At 62.3% G+C, this 15654-nt stretch carries 13 protein-coding genes; 10 read left to right on the top strand and 3 right to left on the bottom strand.

The window, feature by feature from the left end; translation table 11 throughout:
- The first annotated feature begins 269 nt into the window (after window positions 1-269).
- The 4 genes from phaC (at window position 270) to phaR (ending at window position 5279) form a co-directional block, all read left to right on the top strand.
- Window positions 270-2261, top strand: a complete 1992-nt coding sequence (phaC, locus tag PPGU16_RS08350; RefSeq protein ID WP_224032967.1) for a class I poly(R)-hydroxyalkanoic acid synthase — start codon at window positions 270-272, stop codon at window positions 2259-2261.
- A 189-nt stretch (window positions 2262-2450) separates the two neighbouring features.
- Window positions 2451-3632 carry an acetyl-CoA C-acetyltransferase gene (locus PPGU16_RS08345; RefSeq protein WP_036005719.1) on the top strand — a complete coding sequence of 394 codons (1182 nt, stop codon included), beginning with the start codon at window positions 2451-2453 and terminating at the stop codon, window positions 3630-3632.
- 179 nt (window positions 3633-3811) lie between these two features.
- Window positions 3812-4552: a 3-ketoacyl-ACP reductase gene (locus tag PPGU16_RS08340; protein ID WP_180722497.1), complete on the top strand. Its 741-nt coding sequence runs from the start codon at window positions 3812-3814 to the stop codon at window positions 4550-4552.
- A gap of 148 nt (window positions 4553-4700) precedes the next feature.
- Window positions 4701-5279, top strand: a complete 579-nt coding sequence (gene phaR, locus PPGU16_RS08335) for a polyhydroxyalkanoate synthesis repressor PhaR (RefSeq protein WP_007742570.1) — start codon at window positions 4701-4703, stop codon at window positions 5277-5279.
- Window positions 5280-5351: 72 nt separating this feature from the next.
- Here phaR and PPGU16_RS08330 read toward each other — a convergent pair whose 3' ends face one another.
- Both PPGU16_RS08330 and PPGU16_RS08325 read right to left on the bottom strand, forming a co-directional pair.
- On the bottom strand, window positions 5352-5813 hold the full coding sequence (locus PPGU16_RS08330; RefSeq protein ID WP_180722496.1) for a hypothetical protein: 462 nt from the start codon (window positions 5811-5813) through the stop codon (window positions 5352-5354).
- Between the two features lie 5 nt (window positions 5814-5818).
- Window positions 5819-6205, bottom strand: a complete 387-nt coding sequence (locus tag PPGU16_RS08325; protein ID WP_180722495.1) for an aggregation-promoting factor C-terminal-like domain-containing protein — start codon at window positions 6203-6205, stop codon at window positions 5819-5821.
- Window positions 6206-6650: 445 nt separating this feature from the next.
- On the opposite strand from PPGU16_RS08325, the gene rimO reads away from it, so the two are divergent.
- From rimO to PPGU16_RS08300, 5 genes are all read left to right on the top strand, one after another.
- On the top strand, window positions 6651-8042 hold the full coding sequence (rimO, locus tag PPGU16_RS08320; RefSeq protein WP_180722494.1) for a 30S ribosomal protein S12 methylthiotransferase RimO: 1392 nt from the start codon (window positions 6651-6653) through the stop codon (window positions 8040-8042).
- Window positions 8043-8045: 3 nt separating this feature from the next.
- Window positions 8046-8984, top strand: a complete 939-nt coding sequence (locus tag PPGU16_RS08315) for a sugar kinase (RefSeq protein ID WP_180722493.1) — start codon at window positions 8046-8048, stop codon at window positions 8982-8984.
- 160 nt (window positions 8985-9144) lie between these two features.
- A complete protein-coding gene (gene bktB, locus PPGU16_RS08310) occupies window positions 9145-10329 on the top strand; it encodes a beta-ketothiolase BktB (RefSeq protein ID WP_180722492.1) in 1185 nt (394 codons plus the stop codon).
- 155 nt (window positions 10330-10484) lie between these two features.
- Window positions 10485-11087, top strand: a complete 603-nt coding sequence (locus PPGU16_RS08305; protein ID WP_180722491.1) for a hypothetical protein — start codon at window positions 10485-10487, stop codon at window positions 11085-11087.
- Window positions 11088-11127: 40 nt separating this feature from the next.
- On the top strand, window positions 11128-12312 hold the full coding sequence (locus PPGU16_RS08300; protein ID WP_180722490.1) for a cystathionine beta-lyase: 1185 nt from the start codon (window positions 11128-11130) through the stop codon (window positions 12310-12312).
- 115 nt (window positions 12313-12427) lie between these two features.
- Here PPGU16_RS08300 and serB read toward each other — a convergent pair whose 3' ends face one another.
- A complete protein-coding gene (gene serB / locus PPGU16_RS08295; protein WP_180722489.1) occupies window positions 12428-13267 on the bottom strand; it encodes a phosphoserine phosphatase SerB in 840 nt (279 codons plus the stop codon).
- A 374-nt stretch (window positions 13268-13641) separates the two neighbouring features.
- Between serB and PPGU16_RS08290 the strand changes: the two genes are divergently transcribed.
- Window positions 13642-15591 (top strand): glycoside hydrolase family 28 protein, encoded by a 1950-nt coding sequence (locus tag PPGU16_RS08290; protein ID WP_180722488.1) that lies wholly within the window; start codon window positions 13642-13644, stop codon window positions 15589-15591.
- The last annotated feature ends 63 nt before the right edge of the window (window positions 15592-15654 follow it).

Raw genomic sequence — 15654 nt, 5'->3', positions numbered from 1 at the left:
ACGAGCCCGTCATAACGGGCTCGTTTTGCATTGCACACCACGAACGTTTGATCCGCTGGTAAATCGCCTTGATATACATCGGGAAAACGATGATGAAAAAATTATCGCAGTGCGGCAAAATCGGGAACAAGCATTGACATGCCTTGCGATGGGGCGCAAGAATGTTCTCCACTGGGCAAGGGCGTAACGCGGTCGCGATCCACTCGCGCCTTCCGCGCAAGTACCTGCCTCTCAACCCGTCCGCGAGGACCTTTCGGTTAAAAGCAGGCATGGCTGCATCTCAAACTTCCTCGACTTCTTCTCGCACGGACACCTCATCGGACCGCACGCAGCAGCAAGCGGATGCGGCAGGGGTGCATCAATGGTTCGATGCCTGGATGAACGCATGGCGTTCGATAGGCGCGCAGGCTGCAGCAAACGGCAATCCATTTAGTGTTCCGGCCATGCCCGACTTCGCGAAAGCGGCGACGGCGCAGACCGGCTCGCTGCCGTTCGCGAATCCCTTCTTCGAACAGCTGGCCAAACAGTTTGCGCAAACGCAAGCTCAACCGGGCGGTCAGGCCGAAGGCCAGCAACCGTTCAACGCATTCTTCGGGCAGGCATTCAATCCGCAGCTTGCGCAACAGTTCACGCAGCAGCTTGCCGGGTTGAAGGTGCCGAGCGCATCGATCCCGTCCACGCGACTTCAGCAGTTGCAGTCCGACTATTCGCGCGAGGCGATGCAGTTGCTGCAGCAGTCCACACAGACCAGCTCGTCGGCTATCGAGCTCAAGGACCGCCGCTTCAGTTCGGATGCGTGGAAGACGACGCCCGTCTACGCGTACACGGCAGCGTGGTATCTGTTGAACGCGCGTTATCTGCAGGAACTGGTCGATGCGCTCGAAACCGATCAGAAAACCCGCGAGCGCATCCGCTTCGCCGTGCAGCAATGGACGGCAGCCGCCTCGCCGAGCAACTTCTTCGCGCTGAATCCCGAGGCGCAAAAGACGCTGCTCGAAAGCAACGGCGAAAGCCTGCGCCAGGGCGTGATGAACCTGCTCAACGACATGCAGCGCGGCAAGATCTCGCAGACGGACGAATCGCGTTTCGTCGTCGGCAAGAATCTGGCGATGTCGGAAGGTTCCGTCGTGTTCGAAAACGAGCTGATGCAGCTCATCCAGTACAAGCCGCGCACGGCCACCGTGTACGAGCGGCCGCTGCTGATCGTGCCGCCTTGCATCAACAAGTACTACATCCTCGATCTGCAGCCTGAGAACTCGCTCGTCGCGCACGCGGTGGAGTCGGGCCATCAGGTGTATCTGATTTCGTGGCGCAACGCCGACCAGTCGATCGCCGAGAAGGGATGGGACGACTACATCGGCGACGGCGTGCTGGCCGCGATCGAAACCACGCGGCAGATCAGCGGCCGCGAGCAGATCAACACGCTCGGCTTCTGTATCGGCGGCACGCTGCTCGCGACGGCGCTGGCCGTGGCGTCGGCGCGCGGCGAGCATCCGGCGGCGTCGATGACGCTGCTCACGGCGATGCTCGACTTCGCCGACACGGGCATCCTCGACATCTTCGTCGACGAAGCGCATGTGCAGATGCGCGAGCAGACCATAGGCGGCAAGAACGGTACGCCGCCTGGTCTGATGCGCGGCCTCGAGTTCGCGAATACGTTCTCGTTCCTGCGCCCGAACGACCTCGTGTGGAACTACGTGGTCGACAACTACCTGAAGGGCCGCACGCCGATGCCGTTCGACCTGCTGTACTGGAACAGCGATTCGACGAGCCTGCCGGGTCCGATGTACTGCTGGTATCTGCGCAACACGTATCTGGAAAACAAGCTGCGCGATCCGGGCGCGTTGACCACATGCGGCGAGAAGGTGGACCTGTCGCGTATCGACGTGCCGACGTTCATCTACGGCTCGCGCGAAGACCACATCGTGCCGTGGGAAACGGCGTATGCGTCGGTGCCGCTGCTGACGGGGCCGCGCAAGTTCGTGCTGGGCGCGTCGGGGCACATTGCCGGCGTGATCAATCCGCCGGCGAAGAAGAAGCGCAGTTTCTGGTCGGTAGCCGGCGACGATAAAACGCTGCCCGACAATCCCGCCGACTGGCTCGAGAGCGCCACGGAAACGCCCGGCAGCTGGTGGCCCGAATGGACGAGCTGGCTCGGCCAGTTCGCCGGCAAGAAGGTGAAGCCCGCGGCGCAAGCGGGCTCGGCCGAGTTCCCGGTGATCGAGCCCGCGCCTGGACGCTACGTGCAGCAGCGCGAATAATCGTTCGGGTGCCGAATCATTTGGCTACGGTCGCCGTCGAAGTAAAAAGAGCGACCGCCGCGACACGGATAACGAGTGACGACGGATGGAGTGAGACAGACGCTGTATCGCAGTAATGCTGACTTGACCGGATTATCAACTTGACGGGGTACTGTGGAGCATGTCGCCGCAGCCCCGGAGGAAACGAAAATGACTGACGTAGTGATCGTATCGGCGGCCCGCACGGCTGTCGGCAAATTCGGTGGGTCGCTGGCGAAGATTGCGGCGCCGGAACTGGGCGCCACGGTGATCCGTGCCGTGCTGGAGCGCTCGGGCCTCAAGCCTGAGCAAATTAGCGAAGTCATCCTCGGTCAGGTGCTGACGGCAGGCTCGGGACAGAACCCGGCGCGTCAGTCGCTGATCAAGGCCGGTCTGCCGATGGCCGTGCCCGGCATGACCATCAACAAGGTGTGCGGCTCGGGCCTGAAGGCCGTGATGCTGGCCGCCAACGCGATCATCGCGGGCGACGCGGACATCGTCATCGCGGGCGGCCAGGAAAACATGAGCGCGGCGCCGCACGTGCTGCCGGGCTCGCGCGACGGCTTCCGCATGGGCGACGCCAAGCTGATCGACAGCATGATCGTCGACGGCCTGTGGGACGTGTACAACCAGTACCACATGGGCGTGACGGCTGAAAACGTCGCGAAGGAATACGGCATTTCGCGCGAAGACCAGGACAAGTTCGCAGCACTTTCGCAGAATAAGGCGGAAGCCGCACAGAAGTCGGGCCGCTTCGATGATGAAATCGTGCCGATCCAGATTCCGCAGCGTAAGGGCGATCCGCTGTCGTTCGCAACGGATGAGTTCGTGCGCCACGGCGTCACGGCCGAATCGCTGGCAGGTTTGAAGCCGGCTTTCTCGAAAGAAGGCACGGTGACGGCGGCGAACGCGTCGGGCCTGAACGACGGTGCGGCGGCGGTCGTCGTGATGTCGGCGAAGAAGGCTGAGGCGCTCGGTCTCACGCCGCTCGCGCGCATCAAGGCGTACGCGAACGCAGGCGTCGATCCGAAGGTGATGGGCATGGGCCCGGTGCCGGCATCGCGCCGCTGTCTGGAACGTGCGGGCTGGGGCGTGAACGACCTCGACCTGATGGAAATCAACGAGGCATTCGCGGCGCAGGCGCTGGCCGTGCACAAGCAGATGGGCTGGGACACGTCGAAGGTGAACGTGAACGGCGGCGCGATCGCGATCGGCCACCCGATCGGCGCATCCGGCGCCCGGATTCTCGTCACGCTGCTGCACGAAATGCAGAAGCGCGATGCGAAGAAGGGCCTCGCGTCGCTGTGTATCGGCGGCGGCATGGGCGTGGCGCTCGCGCTCGAGCGTCCGTAAGCGGTCGTTTCACAAGGAGGCCGCCGCGCGTGCCGGTGTCGCCTGACGGCGACTGGCAGCGCGGCGCGGTCCGGTACTTTGGCGCGGATGGCTGCATCGAACGCGCCCGATGCATCGGACATTGGAAGGCGAAGCACGAGGCGGCTGGCGTCTCGTAAAACGATAATGGAGTGTGTGTTATGTCACAACGAATTGCGTACGTAACGGGCGGCATGGGTGGCATCGGCACGAGCATTTGCCAGCGTCTGCTTAAGGATGGCTTCAAGGTCGTCGCGGGCTGCGGCCCGAATTCCCCGCGTCGCGTGAAGTGGCTCGAAGACCAGAAGGCGCTGGGCTTCGACTTCGTTGCGTCGGAAGGCAACGTGGGCGACTGGGAGTCGACCAAGGCCGCGTTCGACAAGGTGAAAGCCGAAGTCGGCGAAATCGATGTGCTGGTGAACAATGCGGGTATCACGCGCGACGTCGTGTTCCGCAAGATGACGCATGAAGACTGGACGGCCGTGATCGACACGAACCTGACCAGCCTCTTCAACGTGACGAAACAGGTGATCGACGGCATGGTCGAGCGTGGCTGGGGCCGCGTGATCAACATCTCGTCGGTGAACGGCCAGAAAGGCCAGTTCGGTCAAACGAACTATTCGACCGCGAAGGCGGGGATTCACGGTTTCACGATGGCGCTCGCGCAGGAAGTGGCCACCAAGGGCGTGACGGTCAATACCGTTTCGCCGGGCTACATCGGCACGGACATGGTGAAATCGATTCGCGCCGATGTGCTGGAAAAGATCGTCGCGACGATTCCGGTGCGCCGTCTGGGCACGCCGGATGAAATCGGGTCGATCGTTGCATGGCTGGCGTCGGACGAGTCGGGCTTCTCGACGGGGGCCGACTTCTCGCTGAACGGCGGCCTGCATATGGGCTGATCCGTGAGCGTCCTGTTTTGTCGCAGCAAGAACAACGCAGGACGTTACATGGTTCAGATGTTTCTGGCGGCGTCTCGTACGCGCAGTGTTTCGCTGTGCGTGCGACAGGACGCCGTTTCTGCGCTTCATTCGCGCTCAAAGGCGTTACATGACCACTACTACAAAGAAAACAGCCGAACGACTCATTAAGAAATATCCGAACCGTCGACTGTACGATACAGAGACCAGCACTTACATCACGTTGACCGATGTGAAGCAGCTCGTGCTGGATCAGGAGGATTTCAAGGTCATCGATGCCAAGAGCAACGAAGACCTGACGCGCAGCATCCTGCTTCAGATCATTCTCGAGGAGGAGAGTGGCGGCCTGCCGATGTTCTCGTCGATCATGCTGTCGCAGATCATCCGTTTCTACGGGCATGCGATGCAGGGCATGATGGGCACGTACCTGGAAAAGAACATCCAGGCGTTCATCGACATTCAGAGCAAACTCGCGGATCAGTCGAAGGGCCTCTACGAGGGCAAGACGATGAATCCGGAGGTCTGGTCGCAGTTCATGAACATGCAGGCTCCGATGATGCAAGGCATGATGACCAGCTATATCGAGCAGTCGAAGAACATGTTCGTGCAGATGCAGGAGCAGATGCAGAACCAGGCGAAGACGATGTTCAGCACGTTCCCGTTTACGCAGCCGACGCCGCAAGGGAATCCGGAGCCGGAGAAGAAGTAGGGCGAGAAAGCGCCCGTCGCGTGGTTGACTCCGCCCGGACACGCGCCGGGCGGCGCGTCGTCGCCGGCACAGTTATTCTTCGATCGCCTTCAGAAGGCGGAAGGCTTTGCCGCCGAAGTCGTAATAGTACGTCCCGTTGCCTTTTTCGCTTCGGCTGCCCCGAATCACGAGCAGGCTACTGTCCTTCCGGTAGGACAGCGGTTCGGTTACGTCGAGTGGCCAGTCGGAAACCGTGAAGGGAAGCATGGTGACGGCGCCCGTCGGTGCGTCGATGGCCGCCGCCATGACGCACCCCGCGCCGCATCCCCAACTGGCCATCACGAAATGGCCGGCGAAATCAACGGGATGCTTCTGGGCTTCTCTCAACTGCGTCGCATAACGTCGAGTTTGCGCGGTCGCCAATTTCACGGCTGCTTTTCTATGTACTGTTTCTGGAGCAGCAGGATAGTTCTCGAATTTCGGGATCACGTCCGAGGCGAAACCGGGAATCGACACCGCGCATAGCAACACGATAAGGCTGAGTAATTGGCGCATAAGATTTAATACCAATGATGTTTTTTCCAGAAATCTCGCGCTGTCTTGGCGGAATGATATCGCCCGTATATATACCGGATGCCGCCCTGACATTCTTCGACGGCATTTCCGAAAGAATGTTCACCATGCGGATTCAACCCGTACTGAGCATGAAGCAGCTGATAAAGGCCGCGAGCCGTGGAAGCGCCATTGCGGGCATTGACAATCCCGGCTGATTCCTGAGCCATGATCCACAGTAGATCGTCGAAGTCGGCGGAGGAAACGGACTCGAGGTCGATGGCGGTTCTTAGCGCCGATTGAACATAAAGCGGAATCACAGTGGTCGCTTTTTGCTGCCAGGTTCTTTTCGCATGTTTAATTGGCCGGTGATCATGCGGGTGTTGAGCGTTCATCTATTAGTCTCTGTCATTAAGATTAATTCTATTTGTAGACGTTGTTCTTCCGTGTCCGCGGTTGGTCACTTTGCGTTTGAGAAAGAAAAGTAATAGAGAAACGATTCCGATGGAATCGGAGTGATGTAATGATTTGTCAATACTTGTGCAAGCTGGATAGCCGGACTTGACGCAGTCGTTTCGCAGTTGCACGGAGCAGGAACAGCGTCGTCGAAGGGACGCGCCCCGGCAAACCCGGCGCACCCCGTCCACGGTATAATCCGAGGTTGCTTGCGCGGGCCCAACCGACTTCCCACAAGATCCACATGGCCCCATTTCGCGACGGACCTCGCCACGAGTGCACCGTCGCACGGTGCACCCACGTTTGCCGCGATTCCGGCGCCCGGGCTGCACGCCCAAGCCCTCATATATCGCGTCACTCATCGCTCTCGCCGGACCATTCTCTATGTCGCAGACTTCCACCCCCGCCGCGCCGACCGCTTCGAATCCGAAGGTCGGGTTCGTTTCACTCGGATGCCCGAAAGCCCTCGTCGACTCCGAACAGATCATCACGCAACTGCGCGCGGAGGGCTACGAGATCTCCGGCACCTATGACGGCGCGGACCTCGTGGTCGTCAACACCTGCGGCTTCATCGACGAAGCCGTTCAGGAAAGCCTCGATGCCATCGGCGAAGCGCTCACCGAAAACGGCAAGGTGATCGTGACCGGCTGCCTCGGCGCGAAGCAGAGCGCGAGCGGCTCGAACCTGATCGAGGAAGTGCATCCGAAGGTACTCGCCGTAACGGGCCCGCATGCGCTGGGCGAAGTGATGCAAGCCGTGCACAGCCATCTGCCCAAACCGCACGATCCGTTCGTCGATCTCGTGCCCGCCGCGGGCGTCAAGCTCACGCCGCGTCACTATGCGTATCTGAAGATTTCCGAAGGCTGTAACCACCGCTGCACGTTCTGCATCATCCCGTCGATGCGCGGCGACCTCGTGTCGCGTCCCGTCGCCGAAGTCATGCTCGAAGCGGAGAATCTCTTCAAGTCGGGCGTGAAGGAACTGCTCGTCATCTCGCAGGACACGAGCGCCTATGGCGTCGACGTCAAGTACCGCACGGGTTTCTGGAACGGCAAGCCGATCAAGACGCGCATGACGGACCTCGTCGGCGCGCTCGGCGAACTCGCCGCGCAATACGGCGCATGGGTGCGTCTGCATTACGTCTATCCGTATCCGAGCGTCGACGAAGTGATTCCGATGATGGCGGAAGGCCCGTTCAAGGGCCACGTGCTGCCGTATCTGGACGTGCCGTTCCAGCACGCGCACCCTGAAGTGCTCAAGCGCATGAAGCGTCCCGCGAACGCCGAGAAAGTGCTCGAGCGTGTGCGCGCATGGCGCGAGATGTGTCCGGACCTGACCATTCGCAGCACGTTTATCGCGGGCTTCCCCGGCGAGACGGAAGAGCAGTTCGAAACGCTGCTCGACTTCATCCGCGAGGCGGAACTCGATCGTGTTGGTTGTTTCGCGTATTCGCCCGTCGAAGGCGCGGGTGCCAATGAACTCGACGGCGCGCTGCCCGACGAAGTCCGCGAGGCGCGCCGCGCGCGCTTCATGGAAGTGGCGGAAGAAGTGTCGGCGAAGCGCATCGCGCGCAAGGTCGGCAAGACGCTGAAGGTGCTGGTCGACGAAATCAATGCCGATGGCGGTATCGGCCGCACGGCGGCGGATGCGCCGGAGATCGACGGCGTCGTCTATATCGCGCCCGCGACCAAGGCGTCGAAGCGCTACAAGGTCGGCGATTTCGTGTCGGTGAAAATCACGGGCGCCGACGGCCACGATCTGTGGGGCGAGGTCTAAGCAATGTCGACGATCTCGCGCGCAAGCACGCCTTCGATCCTCGCGCTCGGCGAGGCCATGATCGAATTCAACCAGTCCGAAAAAGGCCAGCCGACTTATCTGCAAGGCTTCGGCGGTGACACGTCGAACTTCTGCTTCGCGGCTGCGCGGCAAGGGGCGTCGACGGGCTTCGTATCGGCTGTCGGGAACGACCAGTTCGGTCGATTGCTGCTCGATCTGTGGCAGCGCGAGCATGTCGATACCTCGTTCGTGCGGGTGGACGATCAGGCGCCGACGGGCGTGTATTTCGTGTCGCACGGTCCGTCGGGCCATCAGTTCGACTATCTGCGCGCGGGTTCCGCCGCGAGCCGTTACGCGCCGCGCGATCTGCCGCTCGATGCCATCGCAGCGGCCAAGGTCGTCCATCTGTCCGGCATCAGTCTCGCGATCAGCGTGAGCGCGTGCGATGCCGCGTTCGCCGCGATAGCGCACGCGCGCGCGAACAACGTGCTCGTGAGCTTCGACACGAATCTGCGCCTCAAGCTGTGGCCGCTCGCGCGGGCGCGTGCCGTGATGCTCGAAGCGATCCGCCAGACGGACATCTGCCTGCCCAGCTGGGACGACGTCACCGAACTGACGGGTTTGACGGAGCGCGACGACATCGTCGATTTTCTGCTCGCGCAAGGGCCGCGCGTCGTCGCGCTGAAACTCGGCAAGGAAGGCTCGTATATCGCGACGCCTGACGAGCGCCGCGTCGTGCCCGGTCATGTCGTCAATGCCGTCGACGCGACGGGCGCGGGCGACTGCTTCGGCGGCGCATTCATCGCGCGTATCGCCGAGGGTGACGATCCCTTCCAGGCGGCGCGTTACGCGAACGTCGCAGCGGCGCTGTCGACGCAAGGCTTCGGCGCCGTCGCGCCGATTCCCGACCGCGCGACGGTCGAAAAACTTCTCGGCGCCTGAGCCCACACTGAAGCGCGCAGGGTTCGCCCGCATCGCAGCACAATGGCGTCAGATTCAACGCGGAAATCCGCCAACTCGGGTATGTTCAGCAAGGCAAGGTCACGCGCGTCTTCAACGACGCCCATGACATTCATCTGAGACAAAGAGAGAGGAGCAAGCGATGCAACGTGAAGTGGTGGTAGTGAGCGGCGTACGCACGGCAATCGGCGACTTCGGCGGCAGCCTCAAAGACTTTGCGCCAACGGATCTCGGCGCGCGCGTCGTGCGCGAGGCATTGTCGCGTGCGAGCGTCTCCGGCGACGAAGTCGGCCATGTCGTGTTCGGCAACGTGATCCATACCGAGCCGAAGGACATGTACCTCGCGCGCGTCGCAGCGCTCGACGGCGGCGTCGCACAGCATGCGCCTGCGCTCACCGTGAACCGGCTGTGTGGCTCGGGCCTGCAGGCAATCGTATCGGCGGCGCAATCCGTGTTGCTCGGCGACGCGGACATCGCGATCGGTGGCGGCGCGGAAAGCATGAGCCGCGCGCCGTACATCATGCCGTCGGCGCGCTTTGGCCAGCGCATGGGCAACGCGAGCATCGTCGACATGATGCTTGGCGCGCTGCACGACCCGTTTCAGACGATCCACATGGGCGTAACGGCCGAAAACGTCGCGAAGAAATACGATATCTCCCGCGACGCGCAGGACGCGCTCGCGCTGGAATCGCACCGCCGCGCGGCGAGGGCGATCGAAAGCGGCTACTTCAAGGAACAGATTCTCCCCATCACGATCGCGTCGAAGAAAGGCGACACCGTCTTCGACACGGACGAGCACGTCCGCATGAACGCGACAGCCGACGACTTCGCGAAACTGAAAGCTGTGTTCGCGAAGGAAAACGGCACGGTCACGGCGGGCAATGCGTCGGGCATCAATGACGCAGCAGCGGCCGTCGTGCTGATGGAGCGCAGCGTCGCCGAGAAGCGCGGCGCGAAGCCACTCGGCCGGCTGGTCTCGTACGCGCATGCGGGCGTCGATCCGAACTACATGGGCATCGGCCCCGTGCCCGCGACACAGAAGGCGCTGGAGCGCGCCGGCCTGAAGGTCGGCGATCTCGACGTGATCGAAGCGAACGAAGCGTTTGCCGCGCAAGCGTGCGCCGTCAGCAAGGAACTGGGCCTCGATCCCGCAAAGGTGAACCCGAATGGCTCGGGCATTTCGCTCGGCCATCCGATCGGCGCAACGGGCGCACTCATCACCGTCAAGGCGTTGTACGAGTTGCAGCGTATCGGCGGCCGTTATGCGCTCGTGACGATGTGCATCGGCGGCGGGCAGGGCATTGCAGCGATCTTCGAGCGGATCTGATCCGTTCGGGAGTCGGGACGGCGACGACGTGACGTCTCGCCGCTCCGTCTCTGAACGAACTTGCGGTATAACCGGTCGAAGCGGGTTATCGAGGTATCAGGTGTTAGCAGGACACCAGACAGGACGCCAACAAGCCGGTTGAAAGGAAATAACGGATGCAGGAAACCAGGTCGAAACACAGGGCGTCGTGGCCCGCGATGATCGCGGCCGCGGCATTGGCTGTTGCGGCGGCGATGCCCGTCGCGACTCATGCGGAGAGCGACGCCGTCAAGGAACTCGCGGCGCCGCCGCCGATCCAGTTGCCGCTCAAGCCCAGCCCCGAGTTCGCGAAGTTTCCGCAGTACGCGGGTACGCTCGGCCAGCGGCAGATCGTGCTGCGCCTGGGCGCGAAAACCGACGACCCATCCGGCGTGCACGGCGAATATCAATTCGCCGACACGGGCGAGGTGATCCTGATCGCGGGTGACCGCGACGGCGACACGCTCGAAGTCGAAGAGTCGAACGACGGCACGCATATCACGGGCAACTGGGTCGGCAAGTTCGCCGCCGATGGCTCGATCGAAGGCGAACGGATGAATGTCGACGATTCCAATCCCCTGGAATTTTCGTTGCGGCCGCTCGCAGCGGGACAGAAAGCGCCGTCGGCCGCGCCTGTTCAGGCTCAGAAGCCAGCGCAACTGCCAACGCAGCAACCCGCGCAGCCTCGCACCGGCGGCCAGCCCGTCAACGGCGTGAACAATCTGACGATCGGCGAATAAGCGCCGCGCGCATCACTGACGAATCCAACTATCTCTGACCATGACTCAAAAGACTCCGAAGCACGGCTTGCAAACCCGCATCGTTCAGCCTGATGATCAGCTGACACCCGGTTGGGAATCGTTCTCGGTGCCCGTGGCGCGCGCCTCGACGGTCGTTTTCCCGGACCTCGCGGCGATGCGCGCGCTCGACTGGCGCAACGACGCGCAATGGCGCTACGGCCTGCACGCGACGCCGACGTCGATCGCGCTCGCACAGCGCCTTGCCGCGCTCGAAGGTGGCAATCATGCGCTGCTGCAGCCGTCGGGGCTGTCGTCGATTTCGAACGTGTACTTCGGCCTTATGAAATCGGGCGACGACGTGCTGATTCCCGACAACGTCTATTCGCCGAACCGCGATCACGCCGAGTGGCTCGCGAAGGACTTCGGCATCACGGCGCGCTACTACGATCCGATGATCGGCGCGGGCATCGCCGACCTGATCCAGCCGAACACGAAACTGATCTGGCTCGAAGCGCCGGGTTCGGTGACGATGGAAGTGTCCGACATTCCCGCGATCACGGCTGTGGCCCGCGCGCGCGGTGTCGTCACGGCGATCGACAACACGTGGTCGGCGGGTCTCTCGTTCCGTCCGTTCGATCACGGTGTCGACATTTCGATGCAGGCGCTCACGAAGTATCAGTCGGGTGGCAGCGACGTGCTGATGGGCGCGACGATCACGGTCGACCGCGAACTGCATCTGAAGCTGAAGCTGGCGCGCATGCGGATGGGCATTGGCGTGTCGGCGGACGATTGCTCGCTGATCCTGCGCAGCCTGCCGTCGATGAAAGTGCGTTTCGAACAGCACGATAAAAGCGCGCTCGACCTCGCGAAGTGGCTGAAGACGCGTCCGGAAATCGCTGTGGTGCTGCATCCGGCACTGCCCGATTGTCCCGGCCATGAATTCTACGAACGCGATTTCACGGGCGCGGGCGGCCTGTTCTCGGTGGTGTTCGACGCACGCTATACGCCGGAGCAGATCGACACGTTCTGCGAATCGCTGGAACTGTTCTCGCTCGGCTGGAGCTGGGGTGGCGCGCAAAGCCTGGCGATGCCGTACAACGTCGCGTCGATGCGAACCGAAGCGCAATGGCCGCATCGCGGCACGCTGGTGCGCTTCTACGTCGGTCTCGAAGAAGAAGCGGATCTGCGCGCGGATATCGAGCGTTGCCTCGTCGCGCTGGGTTGAAGCTGTCGCGCGTGAAGCGCTCGTAGCGCTTCGTCGAGGCAGAAACTAAAAAGCCCGCTCGGTTTCGAGCGGGCTTTTTGTTTTGATCCAACGAAGCGCAGCGAACGGCGCGGGCTCAGAAAAGCCGCAACAGCCCATCCAGACCAACGTGATTAAACGCGACGCTCGCCGCTTCGCGCACAACCGGCTTCGCGCGAAACGCGACGGACAGGCCGGCCGCCGCCATCATTTTCAGATCGTTCGAGCCGTCGCCCATCGCGATGGCGCGGATCGGCTCGATGCCGAGCTTGTCGCAGGCTTCACGCAGCGTGCGCGCCTTCACGTCGGCGTTGACGATCTCGCCGAGCACGCGGCCCGTCAGCTTGCCGTCGATGATCTCCAGCGTGTTGGCACGCGTGAAGTCGAGACCGAGGCGCGCTTGCAGCTTGTCGGTGAAAAACGTAAAGCCGCCCGATACCAGCAACGTCTTCATGCCCGCGGCCTTCGCGCCCGCCAGCATTTTCTCCGCGCCCGGCGACAGTTGCAGACGCTCTTCGTAGACCTTTTCGAGCGCGCTGGCGTCGAGGCCTTTCAGCAGCGCGACGCGGCGCGTCAGGCTCTCGTTGAAGTCCTTGATCTCGCCGCGCATCGACGCTTCCGTGATGGCTGCCACTTCCGCCTTCAGTCCGCAGAAATCCGCGATCTCGTCGATGCATTCGATCGTGATCAGCGTCGAATCCATGTCCATTGCGACGAGGCCGAAATCGGTCAGCCGGCGGCCGGCTTCGACGAACGCGTAGTCGAGCGCATGCGTTCCGCAGTAGACGTCGAGGTCGGCGCGCTGCGCGAGGTCTGCATTGTCGATGCGCACCGCGCACGAATCGATCACGGACAGTTTCGAGCCGCGCGACAGCGCGACGAGCGGTTTGTGGTGTTCGGCGGCAAGCGGCGTGAGGCTTTGGATGACGAGATTCATGTCGACGCGGAAAGTGGGCGGCAAGACAGCACGGGAAATCCGCCTATTGTAACGGTTCCGCGCGTCGCGGCCGGGCAGACGGGGAGGGCGCGTTGGGTGACGGTGTCGACGTGCCGTCGGTTCTGACTTCGCGACCGGGCTATCTCAAAAATATCCCGCTAATAATACTTTGTACTACGGAATGAATCGATGAGCCAAGCGGGGTTTACCACACGGCCTTTAATTGATTCGGATCGCTAATATTCCCTGCGTTGTTTGACAACATCTCGGCAAATGGCGCGGCTTGTCAGATGACGGGCGGTCGTGATGCGCCTGTCGGAAGTCTGCCGATGCGATTGCCTGTCTTAGAAAATTCCAGGGAAAACAGAGCGATTATGGACACCCGTATCATCGAGCATCTTGCATCGACGTTGACACGAGCCGCACGGACGGCCTCGGTGTGGATCGCGTCGCTTTCGACGGCGCTGCTTCTCGCGGCCTGCGGCGGCGGGTCGGGGGTGGCAGCGTCGGACGTAGCGGGCGGCAACGTGAACAACAACGGAGCGGTTGCGCCCGCTGCGGCTTCCAGCGCAAGCGACGCCAGCGCGACCACACCCGATCAGCCTGCCTCAGGCGCCACGCCAGCCAGCGACCCAGGCGGCCAGCCCACGCCAGGCTTCCAGGTTGGCACGACGACCTTCGACGCCGCGCTGCCGCCCGAACCAACCCTACCGACGTCCACGCAAATCTGTCAGTCGCTGGACGCGGCACTGACGGCGCAACCGAATGGCCTGCTGCCCGATAGCGCCGACGCAGCCAACACGGCCCCCGACACCGCACGCATCCAGGCCGCGCTGACGGCATGCACGAACGCCGCGAGCACAGGCCTTTCGACAAACAAAGTGGTGCGTCTGCGGTCTGGCGCGAACGGGGCGAACGCGTTCCTGTCCGGCCCGCTGAATCTGCCGAGCGGCGTCACGTTATGGATCGACGAACGCGTGACCTTGTTCGCATCGCGCGATCCGCGCCAGTTCGACAAGACCCCAGGCACGGCGAGCTGCGGCCTGATCACTGCCAGCGACAACGGCTGCAACGCGCTGATGACAGCCGCCAAAACGAGCAACAGCGCGGTCGTTGGCGATGGCACGATCGACGGGCGCGGTGGGAGCCAGCTCGTCAGCAGCGTGCGCGACGATCCGAATCTGCTCAAGCGCGCCGACGGCTCCGCGATGAGCTGGTGGGACATCGGCTATGAGGCGAACGTCGTGCAGAACAAGTCGCAGAACAACCCGCGTCTCATCCAGATCAACAATGGCAGCAATTTCACGCTGTATCGCGTGACGTTGCAGAACGCGCCGAAGTTTCACGTCGTGCCGAGCGGCGTGCAGGGCTTCACTGCATGGGGCGTCAAGATCTACACGCCGACGGCCGCCTACGAGGCGATGAACAACTACAAAGGCGTGCCCTACAGCACGGTCAACGCGAAGAACACCGACGGCATCGACCCGGCGAGTTCCGGTCAGATCACCAGCAATCCGGGCAACCCAGGCAAGCTGACGGGCGACGCGAGCAACATGCTGATCGCGTACACATCGATCCGCACAGGCGACGACAACATGGCGATCAAAGGCGGCACTGCGGCCGTCAACGGTCGCACGTACAACATCACGGTCGCGCACAGCCACTTTTACGAAGGACATGGGATGTCGATCGGCAGCGAGTCGGCGGGGTCGGACAACGGTGTGGCCAATGCAGACGTGACGCCCGTTGGCGGCGTGTATCCGAGCGTGAGCAACGTGAACGTCTATGACCTGACCATCGACGGCGCCGACAACGGTTTGCGCATCAAGTCCGACTGGAGCCGCGGCGGCCTCGTCTCGAACATCCGTTATTCGAATGTGTGCATTCGCACGGGCAACCAGACGTCGGACCCGGAGGCGCTGATTTTCTCGCCGTACTACAGTCCCACGAAAAGCCTCGGGCTGTATCCGAACCTCCAAAGTATCGTGCTCGACGGCATACGCATCGTGAACGCATCGAAGTACACGTTCCAGGGCTTCAATTCGGCGAGTCCCGTTCTGCTTGGGTCGGGCTGGTCGGCGGGAACGATTGGATTCCCGACACCGCCCGTGGTCAATCCCTTGCTGATCTCGCTGAACAACGTGGTTGCGGATGTGGCGCCGCTGAATATGACCGTTGCGGACGCACAATTCTCGATTGGCGAAGGCGGCACGACGTTGCCGTTGCAGCCCGGCAGCGGCGTGACGTTGATGCGCGCGGCGGGCTCGCAAGTGTCGCCCGTCGATTGCAGCAAGGCGTTCGTGCCGTTCCCGGCGAAGTCCTGATCGAAAGTGGCGGGCGTGATGCGCATCGACGTCACGCCCGTCGCAGCATGCAAGCAACACGGC

Source organism: Paraburkholderia largidicola (assembly GCF_013426895.1).
Classification (GTDB): Bacteria; Pseudomonadota; Gammaproteobacteria; order Burkholderiales; family Burkholderiaceae; genus Paraburkholderia; species Paraburkholderia largidicola.
Note: the sequence above shows the minus strand (reverse complement) of the source record. Positions and strands in the feature narration are given on the sequence as shown.

What these genes read in the sequence shown, in the direction of transcription:
- phaC (WP_224032967.1), top strand. Translation starts at nt 270, where the DNA reads ATGGCTGCATCTCAAACTTCCTCGACTTCTTCTCGCACGGACACCTCA.
- PPGU16_RS08345 (WP_036005719.1), top strand. Translation starts at nt 2,451, where the DNA reads ATGACTGACGTAGTGATCGTATCGGCGGCCCGCACGGCTGTCGGCAAA.
- PPGU16_RS08340 (WP_180722497.1), top strand. Translation starts at nt 3,812, where the DNA reads ATGTCACAACGAATTGCGTACGTAACGGGCGGCATGGGTGGCATCGGC.
- phaR (WP_007742570.1), top strand. Translation starts at nt 4,701, where the DNA reads ATGACCACTACTACAAAGAAAACAGCCGAACGACTCATTAAGAAATAT.
- PPGU16_RS08330 (WP_180722496.1), bottom strand. Translation starts at nt 5,813, where the DNA reads ATGCGCCAATTACTCAGCCTTATCGTGTTGCTATGCGCGGTGTCGATT.
- PPGU16_RS08325 (WP_180722495.1), bottom strand. Translation starts at nt 6,205, where the DNA reads ATGAACGCTCAACACCCGCATGATCACCGGCCAATTAAACATGCGAAA.
- rimO (WP_180722494.1), top strand. Translation starts at nt 6,651, where the DNA reads ATGTCGCAGACTTCCACCCCCGCCGCGCCGACCGCTTCGAATCCGAAG.
- PPGU16_RS08315 (WP_180722493.1), top strand. Translation starts at nt 8,046, where the DNA reads ATGTCGACGATCTCGCGCGCAAGCACGCCTTCGATCCTCGCGCTCGGC.
- bktB (WP_180722492.1), top strand. Translation starts at nt 9,145, where the DNA reads ATGCAACGTGAAGTGGTGGTAGTGAGCGGCGTACGCACGGCAATCGGC.
- PPGU16_RS08305 (WP_180722491.1), top strand. Translation starts at nt 10,485, where the DNA reads ATGCAGGAAACCAGGTCGAAACACAGGGCGTCGTGGCCCGCGATGATC.
- PPGU16_RS08300 (WP_180722490.1), top strand. Translation starts at nt 11,128, where the DNA reads ATGACTCAAAAGACTCCGAAGCACGGCTTGCAAACCCGCATCGTTCAG.
- serB (WP_180722489.1), bottom strand. Translation starts at nt 13,267, where the DNA reads ATGAATCTCGTCATCCAAAGCCTCACGCCGCTTGCCGCCGAACACCAC.
- PPGU16_RS08290 (WP_180722488.1), top strand. Translation starts at nt 13,642, where the DNA reads ATGGACACCCGTATCATCGAGCATCTTGCATCGACGTTGACACGAGCC.